This is a genomic window from Anoxybacillus eryuanensis (genome assembly GCF_051200995.1).
Classification (GTDB): domain Bacteria; phylum Bacillota; class Bacilli; order Bacillales; family Anoxybacillaceae; genus Anoxybacillus; species Anoxybacillus tengchongensis.
Genome location: NZ_JBPODS010000003.1, coordinates 128,800 through 141,230 on the forward strand (window position 1 = coordinate 128,800; position 12,431 = coordinate 141,230).

The following is a 12,431-nucleotide window of genomic DNA, read 5'->3' on the forward strand; positions in this document are numbered from 1 at the left end:
TATCACCTCACTTAAGTTCCCATTCATAAGATACTGCTGATAATGCGTATAACGGCGCCGTCTCCGCCCGTAAAATGCGCGGTCCAAGACTACATGCGACAAACCCATGTTCTTTCAATAGAGCAACTTCTTGCTCAGATAGTCCGCCCTCTGGTCCAAAAACGACGAGGAGAGTGTCCCCATTATTCATCGTTTGAAGAAGATGAGCAAACGAACGATGGTTTCCTTCTTTCGCCTCTTCTTCATATGCGATACATTTTTGATTGATATCGCGCGCCCATGCAACGAGTTCACGAATCGTCATCGGAGCATAAACAGATGGCATATAAGCCCTGTGCGATTGTTCAGCCGCTTCTTTCACGATTTTTTGCCAACGTTCCACTTTTTTATCGCCTTTTTTCTCGTCCCATTTGACGATCGAACGAGAGGTGATGAGCGGAAGAAATCCTTTTGCTCCAAGCTCTGTTCCTTTTTGCAAAACGAGTTCGTATTTATCTCCTTTTAACAATCCGCTTGCGATATATACGTGCACAGGAAGTTCAACGTTTGTCTCTATCCATTGTATAATACGGCATCGAACAAAATCATTGGAAATTTGTTCGATCTCGCAAAGCATCGTTTCACTACGTTCATTACAACAAAGAAGGCGATCACCTTCATTCATGCGCATCACCCGTCCGATATGATGGACGTCATCGCCAGAAATCATGACGTGATCGCCAACGATTTGCTTGTTACGTACAAAATATCGTTGCAACACGAACACCCTTTTTATTGTTTTTTTGCAATAAACGCAACCCAGTCTTCCATCGTTAACGTTTCTTCAATTGTAAAACCAGCGCGAAGAAGCCCTTCCTTTACTTCTTGTTTTTTTGTTTGAATAATACCTGATGTAATAAATACGCCACCTGAGCGCAACAAACGATACGCATCATCGACAAAACGAAGAATAATTTCAGCTAAAATGTTTGCCACGATAACATCTGCTTGTTCATCCATTCGATCAAGTAAATTATTTTGCGAAACGGTCACGACATCGTGTACTTTATTCAACTTCACGTTCAATTTTGCACTTTCTACCGCAACCGGATCTAAATCGAGCGCATGGACACGTTTGGCACCTAGCATCGCAGCAGCAATGCTTAAAATACCGGATCCTGTACCGACATCAACGACTGTATCTCCTTCTTTAACCGTTTTTTCAAGCGCTTGAATACACATGACTGTTGTCGGATGCGTGCCTGTGCCAAACGCCATGCCCGGATCTAGCTCAATAATTAATTCATCGCTTGAAACCGGTTCATACGTTTCCCATGTCGGAACGATCGTGAAGCGTTCAGAAATTTTAACTGGGTTGTAATACTTTTTCCACGCCGTCGCCCATTCTTCTTCATTCACTTCACTAATTGTAATTTTATTTCGTCCGATATCAATGTTATATAACATTAAGTTATTAATTGCTTGTTTAATTTCTTCGACCGTTTCACCTAAAAAACTATTCACCGGTAAATATGCTTTAATAATAACGCCTTCTTCGGGGTAATCGTCAGGATTGAGTTGGTAGATTTCCCCGTAAGTCGTTTCACGCTCTTTCGTTAGTTCAAATGGATCTTCAATGACAACGCCACCTGCACCTGCTTCATGTAAAATATTTGAAATCGCCTCGACCGCTTCGTGTGTTGTATGAATACTTATTTCTGACCATTTCATAATCTACCAACTCCTCCTTTACGTTACTCCCCTTTAAATGCTCGCTTCACTTTTGCAAAAAAGCTGTCTTCTTGGCCATTCCCTTGACTGAGTTGTTCAAATTCACGCAATAATTGTTTTTGACGTTCCGTTAATTTCGTTGGTGTGACGACACGTACGCGAATATGTTGATCTCCTTTTCCATACCCATGCACATTCGGTACTCCTTTTCCTTTTAAACGGAATTTTGTACCTGTTTGCGTACCAGCTGGAATTTTCAACTTTACTTTTCCGTACAACGTCGGCACTTCGATATCTGCACCGAGCGCTGCTTGCGTAAATGTAATTGGCATTTCACAATAAATGTCATCGCCATCGCGTTCGAAAAACTCATGTGGTTCAACATGGAAAACGATGTACAAATCCCCTGATGGTCCACCGTTGATTCCTGGTTCTCCTTGACCTGCTAAACGTAATTGCTGACCATCATCGACACCAGCAGGAATTTTGACATGAATTTTTTTTCGTTTTTTTACACGACCTGTTCCATGACATGTTGTACATTTCTCTTTAATCCACTGCCCTGTGCCGCCGCAATGATGACAAACGCGTCGATTTACGATGCGGCCAAATGGCGTTGCTTGTTCAATCGTTAATTGCCCTGTGCCGTGACAATGTGCGCACGTTTCTTTTTTCGTTCCTGGTTTCGCCCCTGAACCGTGACACATATCACACGTTTCTTCACGTGGAATTTCAATATTTGTTTCTTTTCCGAATACCGCTTCTTCAAACGTCAAACGCATCGTGTATTGCAAGTCTGCCCCTGCACGTGGCGCGTTCGGATCACGTCGGCGCCCACCGCCAAAAAAGCTACTGAAAATATCTTCGAAGCCACCAAACCCACCAAAATCAAAATCAGCACCGCCAAATCCGCCAAACTGCTGGTTCGGATCTGTATGACCAAACTGATCGTAGTGCGCGCGCTTTTGGTCATCGCTTAACACTTCATATGCTTCTTTAATTTCTTTAAACTTTTCTGCTGCATCGGGCGCTTTATTAATATCTGGATGATACTGTTTTGATAACTTCCGATATGCTTTTTTAATTTCTTCCTTTGTTGCGTTTTTGCTTACACCGAGCACTTCATAATAATCTCGTTTACTCATGATCACCCACTCCCGACTCGTTCACATGAACGTAATTTTATCATTGTCTCATCTTATTACGCAATATATTTGATATTTCCATAGCAAAAAAGTCAAAGCCAAGGCAGGCCTGACTTTGACTTTTTGTTTGTTTACTTATCTTCTTTCACTTCTTCAAATTCGGCATCGACGACGTTATCGTCTTTTTTGCCTTCGCTTTGTTGAGTTTGCGCTTGCTTAGCTGCTTGCTCGTATAACTTAATTGAAAGCTGTTGTACAACTTCTTGAAGCGCATTTTTCTTCGTGCGAATGTCTTCGATATCTTTTCCTTCAAGCGCTGCTTTCAACGCATCTTTTGCTTCTTGTGCTTTTTTCACATCCGCTTCGTCTACTTTTCCTTCTAATTCTTTTAATGTCTTTTCTGTTGTAAAAATGAGATGATCGGCTTCGTTGCGAAGTTCTACTTCTTCTTTCCGTTTCCGATCCGCTTCTGCATTTTCTTCTGCTTCTTTAATCATGCGTTGAATTTCTTCTTCAGAAAGACCAGAAGAAGATTTAATTGTAATAGACTGTTCTTTATTTGTACCTAAGTCTTTTGCACGCACGTGCACAATACCGTTTGCGTCAATGTCAAATGTAACCTCAATTTGCGGCACACCGCGCGGAGCTGGCGGAATATCTGTTAATTGGAAGCGACCGAGCGTTTTGTTGTCGGCAGCCATTGGGCGCTCACCTTGTAAAACGTGAATGTCTACCGCTGTTTGGTTGTCTGCTGCCGTCGTGAAAATTTGTGATTTACTTGTTGGAATCGTTGTGTTGCGCTCAATTAATTTTGTGAAGACGCCACCCATTGTTTCAATACCGAGTGAAAGAGGTGTTACGTCTAATAATACGACGTCTTTCACATCACCAGCAATAACGCCACCTTGGATCGCAGCACCAATTGCAACGACTTCATCTGGGTTTACTCCCTTATGCGGTTCTTTACCGATCTCTTTTTTGATCGCTTCTTGAACGGCAGGAATGCGCGTTGAACCACCAACAAGAATGACTTTGTCGATATCCGCAGGCGTCAATCCAGCGTCTTTTAACGCTTGACGAACAGGTCCCATCGTACGTTCAACTAAGTGAGCGGACAATTCTTCAAACTTCGCACGCGTTAACGTCATTTCTAAATGAAGTGGACCGTTTTCGTTTGCGCTAATAAACGGCAACGAAATTTGTGTTTGCATGACGCCTGAAAGTTCTTTTTTCGCTTTTTCTGCTGCATCTTTTAAGCGTTGCAACGCCATTTTGTCTTTCGATAAGTCAATGCCATGTTCTTTTTTGAATTCTTCAACTAAATAATCGATGATGACTTGGTCAAAGTCGTCACCACCGAGATGGTTGTCACCAGCCGTTGCTTTAACTTCGAATACACCATCACCTAATTCAAGAATCGATACGTCAAACGTACCGCCACCTAAGTCGTAGACGAGAATCGTTTGATCTTCATCCATTTTATCTAATCCGTACGCTAATGCTGCCGCTGTCGGCTCGTTAATAATACGCTCGACTTCTAAGCCAGCGATGCGACCCGCATCTTTTGTCGCTTGACGTTGTGCATCGTTAAAGTAAGCTGGAACGGTAATGACCGCACGTGTCACAGGCTCACCTAAATATGCTTCTGCATATGATTTTAAGTATTGTAAAATCATCGCAGAAATTTGTTGAGGTGTATATTCTTTTCCTTCGATTTGTACTTTATAGTCTGTACCCATATGGCGTTTAATTGAAATGATTGTATTTGGGTTTGTGATCGCTTGACGTTTTGCGACTTCACCAACTAAACGCTCACCGTTTTTAAACGCAACGACAGATGGTGTCGTGCGACCTCCCTCTGGGTTTGGAATAACTTTTGGTTCACCGCCTTCTAATACAGCGACGCAAGAGTTTGTTGTACCTAAGTCAATACCGATAATTTTGCTCATACATAATCCCTCCCTATTGATTTACTTTAACCATTGCCGGTCGAATGACACGATCTTTTAGTTTGTAACCTTTTTGAAACTCTTCAACGACGGTGTTTGGTTCATAGTTTTGATCGTCGACTTGCATCACCGCTTGATGCACATGCGGATCAAACGGTTTTCCGACCGATTCAATCGCTTCGACACCTTCTCTTTTTAGCGCTTCAATTAACGCGCGATAAACCATTTCCATTCCTTGCAGTAACGATTTTGCTTTTTCATCTTCTACTTGTACTTGTAATGCGCGTTCAAAGTTATCTAAAATCGGCAACAAATCAGAAACTAAGCTTTGAGCACGATATTTTTCAGCAGCTTCCATATCTAAACGCACACGACGACGATAATTGTCAAAATCAGCATGTAAACGAAGATAACGGTTTTCTGTTTCCGCTAACTTCGCTTCTAATTGAGCAATTTTCTCGTAAGCAAGTGATAACTCGTCTTTTTCTTCTTGTTGTACCTCTTCACTTTGCATTTGCTCTTCTTGCGCTTGCGCATTTTGTGCGTCTTCATTTTGTTGCTCAACCGTTTCATCATATGTACGCTGTTCTTTCTCCATCTTCTCACCTCCCTCAAACACTTGAAAAGCGGATGGGGAAATTCCCCATCCATAATATTGACATCGCTAATCTTTTTGATACCACATCGTTAATACGTTCGATAAGTCGGTCGCAACAAGATTCAACAATGAGATGACGCGCGAATATTCCATACGAGTTGGACCAAGAACAGCAATTGTGCCTAGTTTCTCTCCACCGACAGAATATGTCGCTGTAATCAAACTACAGTTTTCCATTCCTTCGACGTCGTTTTCCGTTCCAATTTTCACTTGGACGCCTTGTTGTTTATGCTTTCTTAACAAACGATAAAACTCTTTTTCTTGCTCAATGACGTTAAATAAAGCACGAAGCTTATCAATGTCATTAAATTCTGGTTGACGAAGCATATTCATTTTTCCGCTTAAAAACATTTGTGCAGGCGCATTTAAATCTAAAGAAGTAGAAATCATACGCAACATGTGGTCGTAGCTTCGGATGTGTTCACGCAGAACATGCGCAACTTCCGTTTGAATTTTATCTGTCAAATCTTCTAAAGGCACGCCCGCCAACCGATCGTTTAAAATGTTTACCATCTTTTCGACATCAGATGTCGGAATAGAAGGTGGGAGCGTGACGACATGCTTTTCGACATACCCTGTATCTGTCACAATGATCGCAACAGCTGTTTCCGCATTCAGTGGAACAATTTGAATTGTTTTTAATTTATGTTCTTTCACTGAGGGACCAAGCACAACCGTTGTATAGTTTGTTAAATCTGATAAAATTTGTGCCGATTTTTGAATAATTTTTTCCAGTTCATATATTTGCTCATTAAAAATCGAGCGAATCGTTTGTACATCTTTTTGTGTTAATCGGAAAGGCGGCAACAAATGATCAACGTAATACCGATACCCTTTCTGAGACGGAACGCGACCAGAGGAAATATGTGTTTTTTCGATAAAGCCAAGTTCCTCTAAATCAGCCATCTCATTGCGAATGGTAGCCGAACTAAACGTAATTTGTTCTTTTTTCGACAACGTTCGCGAACCAACCGGTTGTCCTGAACGAATAAAATCATCGACAATAATTTTTAAAATTAACAATTGGCGATCTGTTAGCAACGCTCATCACCTCTGTTAGCACTCTAATAAAGCGAGTGCTAAATCTACTATTAAGGTATCAAATTGCACTTGTCATGTCAAGATGAAACGCCAAGAAACGACTGAAATACTTCATTTCCTAGCAGTTTGCCGCGATGTGTGAGAAAAATAGCTTCATCTGTCTCCTCAAGTAATCCGTTTTGTTTTTGTAACGCAATCGCTTCATCAAAGACAGCATGTACCGTTTTTCCGTAACGTTGGAAAAATTCGACCTTGTTTATTCCCTCGATTTTCCGCAAACCGAGAAACATATGCTCTTCCATTTCTTCTTCTTTTGACACAACATGTGTATCTACATAAGGGAGTTGGTCTTGTTGAATGAGTTGAATATATTTTTTAATCGGTCCCGCGTTTACATATCTTACGCCGTTCATATAACTATGTGCTCCTGCACCAAATCCATAGTAGTACTCATTATTCCAATATGTCATATTATGACGGCTATAAAACCCGTTTTGTGCATAATTGCTTAATTCGTACTGTTTATACCCATGTTGTTCCATTTGTTCCATAATGATTTCGTACATATATGCTTCTTCTTCTTGACTCGGTAACGGCAATATATTTTTTTTCATTAAATTGTAAAAAACCGTTTTTGGCTCAATAATTAATGAGTAGGCAGAAACGTGTTGAATAGGTAATGAAAACGTCATGTGCAACGTTTTTTTTAGTTGAGCGATCGTTTGTGTTGGCAATCCGTACATTAAATCGATATTTATATTATGAAAGCCGATTTTGTGCGCCCGCTCAATTGTGGCAATTGCCGTTTCCTGCGTATGTGTACGTCCAATGCGTGTTAGCAGCTCATCATCAAACGTCTGCACCCCAAAACTTAGGCGATTGACTCCCCATTGTTTGAGCACATGCAACTGTTCGTCACTCACTCCATCTGGGTTCGCTTCAACGGTAAACTCGACATTCGAAGCGAGCGGAACAATGCGATGAATAGCGCGCAATAATCGATCGAATTGTTTAGCGGTAAGCGACGTCGGCGTTCCTCCACCGATAAATACCGTTTGTAATCGTGACGTCGGGAAACGTTCAAACGTCCGCTCCATTTCGATGATTAACGCATCAATATAAGCATCAACCGGTTGCTGATGTAAAAATACTTTATTGAAATCACAATAATGGCAAATGTGCGTACAAAACGGAATATGAATATATGCTGCTTGAATCACTTGTTTCACCCTTTTCTATATAAAAAACCGCAGAATCGTTCTGCGGTTTATTTTTGATCGTCCATCTTTAATACAGCCATAAACGCTTCTTGTGGCACTTCAACAGAGCCGACTTGCTTCATGCGCTTTTTCCCTTCTTTTTGCTTTTCAAGCAACTTGCGCTTACGAGAAATGTCACCACCGTAACATTTCGCTAATACGTTTTTGCGTAACGCTTTAATCGTCGAACGGGCGATAATTTTATTACCGATCGCCGCTTGAACAGGGACTTCAAACTGTTGACGCGGGATTAAGTCTTTTAATTTTTCAACGATCACTTTTCCTCGATCGTACGCCGAGTCACGATGAACAATAAACGATAAAGCGTCAACTTTTTCACCGTTTAATAAAATGTCCATTTTAACAAGCTTAGATGGCTTATAGCCGATTAATTCATAGTCAAACGATGCATACCCTTTTGTACTCGATTTTAAAATATCAAAGAAATCGTACACGATTTCAGCAAGCGGTAATTCATACATCAATGTGACGCGCCGCTCGTCTAAATATTGCATATCACCAAAAATACCACGTTTCTTTTGACATAATTCCATGACAGGACCAACGTAATCGTTTGGCACCATAATTGTCGCACGAACATACGGTTCTTCCACACGTTCAATTTTTTGCGGATCTGGCATATTTGACGGGTTATCGACAGCTAACTCTGTTCCGTCTGTTAAATATACTTTATATACAACGCTTGGTGCTGTTGCAATAATGTCAATGTTAAATTCGCGCTCTAGACGTTCTTGAATAATTTCCATATGCAAAAGTCCTAAAAAGCCACAGCGGAAACCGAAGCCGAGCGCTTGTGACGTTTCCGGCTCAAACTGCAACGCCGCATCGTTTAATTGTAGCTTTTCTAATGCCTCACGTAAATCATTGTAGCGCGCTGTATCGATTGGATACAACCCGCAAAACACCATCGGATTTAATCGGCGATACCCTGGAAGCGGTTCGCTCGCTGGATTGTCCGCATGCGTAATCGTATCCCCGACGCGCGTATCGCTGACGTTTTTAATCGAAGCCGTTAAATAACCAACATCACCGACCGTTAATTCATCCACAACTTTCGCTTTTGGCGTAAATACGCCAACTTCAACAACTTCAAACTCTTTTCCTGTCGCCATCATTTTAATTTTTTGACCTGCTTTTACCGTTCCTTCGACAACGCGAATATATGCGACAACCCCACGATACGGGTCGTACAACGAATCAAAAATGAGCGCTTTAAGCGGTGCATCTGGATCTCCGGATGGAGCAGGGATTTTTTGAACAATTTGTTCTAAAATTTCGTCGATCCCAATGCCAACTTTTGCTGATGCCAACACCGCTTCGGATGCGTCAAGACCGATGACATCTTCAATTTCTTGTCGAACTCGTTCAGGGTCGGCACTTGGTAAATCAATTTTATTAATCACAGGCAAAATTTCTAAATTGTTATCAATCGCTAAATATACGTTCGCAAGCGTCTGTGCTTCAATACCTTGCGCCGCATCAACGACTAAAATCGCACCTTCACACGCCGCTAAACTACGCGAAACTTCGTACGTAAAATCGACGTGGCCAGGCGTATCAATCAAATGTAAAATGTAATCTTCTCCATCTTTTGCTTTGTAATGAAGCTGAACAGCGTTTAGCTTAATCGTAATGCCACGCTCTCGTTCTAACTCCATTGAATCAAGCGCTTGTTCCTTCATTTCGCGTTCAGATAGCGCACCTGTCTTCTCGAGAATGCGATCAGCAAGCGTTGATTTGCCATGATCGATATGTGCAATAATCGAAAAGTTACGAATGCGATCCCTTCTTTTTAATCTTTCTTCACGATTCATCTATATTCCACTCCTATAATTTCCGAAATACGCTAGCTTTGATTATAACAACAACGTTTGCAATATTCAACGCAAAAAAAGAAAAGGCGGAGTGCTATCCTGCCTTTTGCATAAATGAGAGCATATGTTCAACGAGCGAATGAACGAACATGGCTAGCTTTTGACCTGCCTTTGAAAACATGTTAAACGCCTCAATTTGTTGCAGTTTTTCTTTTTTCTCCTCGATGGATTGACCAAGGACGGTCGTTTCTTCTTTTGATACGTGTACAACCCTCTCAAGCGACGGATCGTTATACCCTTTCATTTTCCGCATTCCTTCGTTCGCTTGTTGCATGCCGAGCAATACCCCGACTAAAAAGATGACGGCGATGAGTAAACTTTGTATCGTGAATTTCACCATCTTACTCACCTACTTTTTTTCTGCTGGTTGTGTCGCATTCACTTTTTCCGCCTGCCAATAATATTCACTAAACACGTCAGCAACAGCCGATACTGTTCGATACAACTCTTGAAACGTGTTATCCACACCACCAAACTCAATTAAAATGGCGTTTTCCGATAAATCTTGATTGAATTTTCCATTTGTACCGACTCCTTTTTTCTCAAACGTGCCACGGCTTAACCCTGGATATTTTTTTTCTAGTAACTCATGCAATTTCGTCACAAGCTGTAAATTTTTTTCATACTTCGCATTTTCCCCGCCGATAATAAACGACACTCGTGCATAGTCCACTCCGTTAATCGTCACCGTCGTATCATTGCGGCGCCGAGAGTCGCGGTGAATATCAATCAAGTATTGCACGTCACGATTGTTTGCCATTGCTTCAATGACTGTTTTACGCGACATATCATATGCTTGATAATATTCCATGTTATTTTTCAATAACTTACCTATAAAATCAGTCGTATCAACAACGGTACCAATGCCGCGCTTTTCTAACTCTTCCCCTAGTTTTTTACCGACTTTCGTCACATTCACAGTCGGATGATGAGCGAAGTTTGGATTCGTGACTCCTTTTAACGCTGGCAAATACGATTCTTGTGTATGTGTATGATAAATGTATACTACTTTTTTTCCTCCCGTCGTTTGAGAAGGAGCAGGCGTCGATGGCGTTTCTTCCTCCTGAAGCTGTTCTTGCGCAGCTTCACGTTCAGCAAGCAACACTTCTAAAGGAGGGGGCGATTCATATGGGATATTTGTAAAGTCCGTTCCTTCCCCAGCTAAAATAATTTCACTATCATACAACGAAAAACCAGGAAGCTCTCGCCCGAGCAAACTGCGCGGATCGTTCAAATTGACACTTGTCGTCATTTGAAAAAAATATTGAGAATACGACAATTGTTGTTTATCTTTCGGCAACGTTTGACGAAAGTACACATTTTCAAAAGAGAGCAAATGTACAAGCGATTCCGTTGAAAACCGATTCGTCACTTCATGAACAGAAGAAGAAGAAAAGCGATATGTCGATGTCGCTGTCATCGTGGCGACAACTGTCAACGTCCCCATAAATGTAAACAAGATAAATACAAGCCACTTTTTTATACTTGTTCCGTGAACGGTCACCATCATTTTCATCACTTCACCCTTTCAAAGCTTGTCTACTCTATCAATATGACAACGCTTTGAAAGATAGAACCGAAAAACTAATGCGTATATGCCCCAACGTTTTCTTGATCAATCCGATGATGCAAAGCAGCGTTCAACCCGCTCGCCAATATGTTCGCCATTTCCTCGATAAATACATCCACTTCTTTTGGTGTAACCATTAAATTATGACCGATCGGAGCAAGCACTTCATAAATCAACCGCCGTTTTTCTTCTTCATCAAGCATACCTACCATGCCTAAAAAAACAGAGCGATCCGCTTCGCTTGGTAAATCTTCTTCCGTTAACTTTTTTTTCTTTCCAAATACGAGACTCGCTGGAGCAAGCGCACGAGCAGCTCGCTCGCCTTCCTTCATCTCGCGACCGAGATGTTTTAATAACAAATCAATCGTATCGCTTGCAATCGATACGGCATCAACAACAGTTGGTACACCGATAGCAATAACAGGAATACCTAACGTTTGTTTACTTAGCTCTTTTCGTTTATTTCCTACTCCTGATCCCGGGTGAATACCTGTATCTGAAATTTGAATCGTGGCGTTTACTCGTTCGATTGAACGGGCAGCTAATGCATCAATAGCAACGATAAAATCCGGTTTAATTTTTTCTACGATACCTGCAATAACATCGCTCGTTTCGATTCCGGTCATTCCCATCACCCCTGGGGCGAGAGCGCTCACCGAGCGAAATCCGTCTTGAACACTTTCAGGTTGTAACTGAAATAAATGACGCGTCACCAATAAGTTAGACACAGCTAGTGGTCCGAGCGCATCAGGGGTGACTTCCGCATTCCCTAACCCAACGACGAGACAACTGGCTTCTTGAGGAATATCAAGCTGCTGTAAAAAAGCATGAAAATGTTTCGCAAATAGTTTTTCTACTTTTTGTTGTAAGTCAGTGTCTTGCGTTCGAATGCCTTGCGCTTCAATTGTTAAATACTTTCCTTCTTTTTTTCCTAACGTTTTTGCGCCTTCTTCCATCACTTCTACAAATGAAAAATGAACACCATCTTCTTCCCAATCGCGAATCAATACCCCTTCAAGTGAAGTTTCCTGCTTGCTTTGCAATCGTTCTTCAATCGCTATTTCATGCGCTTCAATCGCTAAATCCGTTCGTACACTATACGGTCGTAAATCGATCATACGATCCCCTCCATCACTTATCACTTTCATTACTTTTTATCATTTGTTTTATCCATTTTCCTCCTTTTTCATACAATCATACTTTT

At 41.4% G+C, this 12,431-nt stretch carries 11 protein-coding genes; all 11 read right to left on the minus strand.

Going from position 1 to position 12,431, the window contains the following annotated elements; translation table 11 throughout:
* Positions 1–7 precede the first annotated feature (7 nt).
* The 11 genes from HNQ84_RS05265 to gpr all read right to left on the minus strand — a co-directional run bounded on the left by HNQ84_RS05265 (position 8) and on the right by gpr (position 12,345).
* Entirely contained in the window at positions 8–757 is a 750-nt protein-coding gene (locus HNQ84_RS05265) for a 16S rRNA (uracil(1498)-N(3))-methyltransferase (RefSeq protein WP_435621399.1), read from the minus strand.
* A gap of 14 nt (positions 758–771) precedes the next feature.
* Complete coding sequence (prmA, locus tag HNQ84_RS05270) at positions 772–1,710, minus strand: 50S ribosomal protein L11 methyltransferase (protein WP_435621400.1); 939 nt, start codon at positions 1,708–1,710, stop codon at positions 772–774.
* Positions 1,711–1,733: 23 nt separating this feature from the next.
* A complete protein-coding gene (gene dnaJ, locus HNQ84_RS05275; RefSeq protein WP_435621401.1) occupies positions 1,734–2,855 on the minus strand; it encodes a molecular chaperone DnaJ in 1,122 nt (373 codons plus the stop codon).
* A gap of 131 nt (positions 2,856–2,986) precedes the next feature.
* The gene (dnaK, locus tag HNQ84_RS05280; protein ID WP_183240959.1) at positions 2,987–4,804 is read right to left on the minus strand and encodes a molecular chaperone DnaK; all 1,818 of its coding nucleotides are present in this window, start codon (positions 4,802–4,804) and stop codon (positions 2,987–2,989) included.
* Positions 4,805–4,817: 13 nt separating this feature from the next.
* Positions 4,818–5,402, minus strand: a complete 585-nt coding sequence (grpE, locus tag HNQ84_RS05285; RefSeq protein ID WP_183240961.1) for a nucleotide exchange factor GrpE — start codon at positions 5,400–5,402, stop codon at positions 4,818–4,820.
* A gap of 66 nt (positions 5,403–5,468) precedes the next feature.
* Complete coding sequence (gene hrcA, locus HNQ84_RS05290) at positions 5,469–6,503, minus strand: heat-inducible transcriptional repressor HrcA (RefSeq protein WP_183240963.1); 1,035 nt, start codon at positions 6,501–6,503, stop codon at positions 5,469–5,471.
* 77 nt (positions 6,504–6,580) lie between these two features.
* Positions 6,581–7,723, minus strand: coding sequence for a radical SAM family heme chaperone HemW (gene hemW / locus HNQ84_RS05295; protein ID WP_435621402.1), 1,143 nt, complete (start codon positions 7,721–7,723; stop codon positions 6,581–6,583).
* Between the two features lie 47 nt (positions 7,724–7,770).
* Entirely contained in the window at positions 7,771–9,597 is a 1,827-nt protein-coding gene (gene lepA / locus HNQ84_RS05300) for a translation elongation factor 4 (RefSeq protein ID WP_435621403.1), read from the minus strand.
* A gap of 94 nt (positions 9,598–9,691) precedes the next feature.
* Complete coding sequence (locus HNQ84_RS05305) at positions 9,692–9,997, minus strand: YqxA family protein (RefSeq protein WP_435621404.1); 306 nt, start codon at positions 9,995–9,997, stop codon at positions 9,692–9,694.
* Positions 9,998–10,006: 9 nt separating this feature from the next.
* Positions 10,007–11,176: a stage II sporulation protein P gene (spoIIP, locus tag HNQ84_RS05310; protein WP_435621405.1), complete on the minus strand. Its 1,170-nt coding sequence runs from the start codon at positions 11,174–11,176 to the stop codon at positions 10,007–10,009.
* 65 nt (positions 11,177–11,241) lie between these two features.
* A complete protein-coding gene (gene gpr / locus HNQ84_RS05315; RefSeq protein WP_435621406.1) occupies positions 11,242–12,345 on the minus strand; it encodes a GPR endopeptidase in 1,104 nt (367 codons plus the stop codon).
* Between the last annotated feature and the right edge of the window lie 86 nt (positions 12,346–12,431).